This is a genomic window from Dehalococcoides sp. (assembly GCF_041654235.1).
In the GTDB taxonomy this organism is placed as follows: Bacteria; Chloroflexota; Dehalococcoidia; order Dehalococcoidales; family Dehalococcoidaceae; genus Dehalococcoides; species Dehalococcoides mccartyi_B.
Map to the genome: position 1 here is coordinate 1 of NZ_JBAZDW010000109.1, position 2970 is coordinate 2970.

At 43.5% G+C, this 2970-nt stretch carries 4 protein-coding genes; 1 reads left to right on the forward strand and 3 read right to left on the reverse strand.

Annotated elements, in window-relative coordinates:
- Nucleotides 1-114: 114 nt before the first annotated feature.
- The 3 genes from WC259_RS08235 to WC259_RS08245 form a co-directional block, all read right to left on the reverse strand.
- On the reverse strand, nucleotides 115-552 hold the full coding sequence (locus tag WC259_RS08235; RefSeq protein ID WP_372644250.1) for a YopX family protein: 438 nt from the start codon (nucleotides 550-552) through the stop codon (nucleotides 115-117).
- 598 nt (nucleotides 553-1150) lie between these two features.
- Nucleotides 1151-1861: a hypothetical protein gene (locus WC259_RS08240; RefSeq protein ID WP_372644253.1), complete on the reverse strand. Its 711-nt coding sequence runs from the start codon at nucleotides 1859-1861 to the stop codon at nucleotides 1151-1153.
- 55 nt (nucleotides 1862-1916) lie between these two features.
- A complete protein-coding gene (locus tag WC259_RS08245; RefSeq protein WP_372644256.1) occupies nucleotides 1917-2582 on the reverse strand; it encodes a DUF6745 domain-containing protein in 666 nt (221 codons plus the stop codon).
- Nucleotides 2583-2617: 35 nt separating this feature from the next.
- Here WC259_RS08245 and WC259_RS08250 point away from each other — a divergent pair.
- Nucleotides 2618-2970, forward strand: a 353-nt coding sequence (locus tag WC259_RS08250; RefSeq protein ID WP_372644259.1) for a hypothetical protein, incomplete at its 3' end; no start/stop codon positions are given.

Genomic DNA, 2970 nt, shown 5'->3' on the forward strand with positions numbered 1-2970 from the left:
GTCTGTTTTAAGTAACTTTTTCGCATCTATTAAGTCTTCTTCTTTCCCCGTCCATTCAAACATTCTATAAGTGGTGGGCTGTTTCTCTGTTACTGTTTTAACTTCTAGTGGCATTTACTTTGCCTCCTCAAGCAATTCTGGATTGTCGTAGATGTTGCCGATGACTTCAGTCACATAATCCGTTTCGCCTTCATCGTCTTCAGGGTAATCTATGGCATCAATTACCCGATAACTAAACCCACTCATATATGGGCATTCCTCGGAATCATGAGCACCTTCTGTATACTCAACTACACAAGAAAGGATTTCATCTTCTGTCCCCCATTGAACAATATCCCCTTCGTATATCTCATTGCCGTTCTTGTCTTTGAGACCTGTATACTGGCCGACTGTTTCAGGATTAACCGGATGGTATACGTAATAGTGTTTACAACCATCAAGTGTTTCTACCGTAATTTGGTGTTTGCCGTTAACTGATGAGAAGGCGTAATTTCCATATACCCATTCCCCAGTATCAATCTTCTTGCCTCTGAATTTAATCTCTCTAGTCATCTACAGTTCTCCTTCTGGATAATCATAATTTTGGCATAACTCCCCGAAACAAACCTCATCTCCTTGAGAGAAGTATTGTGTTTTGTAAATATAGTTTTGACAGGTGGGGCAGTAGTAACTGCTAAACACTTTGCCCATATCTACACAGACGCTAAATTCCATGCGAGTTCCAGCGGGATACTCCTTAGTACAGCCCCAGCACTTGTGAGGAGTTTTAGTAGTTACAAGCTTGCTACGCAGTATTTGAGACATTACTGTTTCCTTTATGCATATATTCTCCGCACCTAACACACCTTCGGCTACTTCCAATATAGATATGTTCTGGTTCTGGATGCGGAGACGGGCAACCGGTTTTCCAATTTGACAAACATTCAAACACTTCTGAACATTTTTTATTGTTGTGGGCAGGATTAGGTGGCATGCAGTCATGTGGACTAAAGCAAGGTCTGCAAGGACAACTCTTATCTATTGCCCAACACAATTGACCTTTATAATCTGAGATAGCTTTAGTTAAGTCTCTAACCTTTATCATTTACTTCACTCCCAGTATCTTATTTATGGTCTGCTGTGCTACCAGTACATCATCTAAGTTTTCCATTTACTTTGCCTCCACTTTCTTAAACTCTATGACCCAGACCCAATCATTATTTGCCCACCCATGACCACGCTTGGCGTTTATCTTGTCCCAGAGTTCGCTATACCGCTTCCTGTAAGTTATGCCTCTGGAATAATCAATGTCACCAAAGTATTTTGTCCCTTCGGCTTGTGCATCCGGTTCGCTAATGTCCTGTATTCTCTGTACCCTTATCTCGGTTATCCCAAGCAGAATACGGGAATACTTACGCGGCATGAAAATTGAGGGTTTCCATGGCTTGAGGTCAGAGTCAGTGTTATATGCCCACGACCCGAAATCAGCGGCGTAAAGTATGCCCAATTCACCGTGTCCGCTCGGCATATTCCCCCAAGCAATAAGGTCATTAACCGATTTGAGATTTTGTCCTGCAATAAATTTATTATTAGCTTCTTCGGCAGTATCCTTGCGAAATGTTTGAAACGTCTCCTTAACCCATAAGCGGTCTCCGTAACCGCCATACGGACATTGAATATTTAATCCTTCGCCAGTAATACGGTTATGAAATCTAGCTAGACCGTCTTGAAATACAACTACGAGTTCCCATCCATCAGGGCAAGAGTTTATTTTCTCTAACCCTTTAGTTCGTCTGGTCTGTGTTTTCTCCTCTTTCTCCTTTAATGTGGCAAGCACCATTTCACCTGACATTAATATTGGTCGCTCTTTAATTACTTGCATCTCTTACACTCCTATTGCCTGTTGCTGGTATATGGCTGTCATGCCGTCACCTCAACTAAGTCAAAATACAAGGCAATTCTTTTAGTATTAAGGCGTCTGCTGGCCAGATGCAGACGTCCCCCTGCTGATACCAATCTTCGCCTTCGTTGCTCACTGGTATTTTTTTCATGGCTTCTGGTTTACGCCAATTAAGCGCATCTATTACTGTTTTACATTCACTACTCACTCCCTCACAATGCCATGTATTCGCTACAGAGGGATTTTTCATCAGCAGAAACAGCGTGGGTGTCCTGCGCTTGTAGACAGACCGCATATCCAGTAATTTATAATCCCCTAGTCTATCTATTTCTTTGCCCGCAGAAACTAACCGTTCTACCCCAACACGCCTAACGAGTTCCCGTCTTTGGTCTATATCCTCTACGGATAGTATCTTTTCTAGAGATAGTTCTGCTATAGGCGTAATTACCTGCCACTCTTCCATCGGAATTCCGTTCAACGCATACCAACCCCAACCATCGGCATATTCAACTGCTTTTCCGTTGGGATTATGCAGTCTGCCATTATTCCAGTGTATTTTAGTTGGTTTTAATGAGTAGATGAAGGTATCCTTGAATGGCAAGCAAAAACCGATGTTGGCAGTAAATCTGGTAAATAAATCTAATTTATGTTTATCAAATTTAACTCCTATAGACTCAGCGTAATCATAATATCCTGCCCACACCGTCCACCAAATTGTAACTAGCTGTGAGTCTAGCTGTGAGTCTAGCTGTGAGCGTAGCTGTGAGCGTAGCTGTGAGTCTAGCTGTGAGTCTAGCTGTGAGTCTAGCTGTGAGCGTAGCTGTGAGCCTAGCTGTGAGCGTAGCTGTGAGCGTAGCTGTGAGTCTAGCTGTGAGTCTAGCTGTGAGCGTAGCTGTGAGCGTAGCTGTGACCATAGCTGTGAGTCTAGCTGTGAGCCTAGCTGTGACCATAGCTGTGAGCGTAGCTGTGAGCCTAGCTGTGACCATAGCTGTGAGCGTAGCTGTGAGCGTAGCTGTGACCATAGCTGTGAGTCTAGCTGTGAGCGTAGCTGTGACCATAGCTGTGAGCGTAGCTGTGAGCGTAGCTGTGAG

Excerpts from the sequence above, each read along its gene's own strand:
- WC259_RS08240 (WP_372644253.1), bottom strand. The coding sequence starts at position 1,861 with ATGCAAGTAATTAAAGAGCGACCAATATTAATGTCAGGTGAAATGGTG.
- WC259_RS08235 (WP_372644250.1), bottom strand. The coding sequence starts at position 552 with ATGACTAGAGAGATTAAATTCAGAGGCAAGAAGATTGATACTGGGGAA.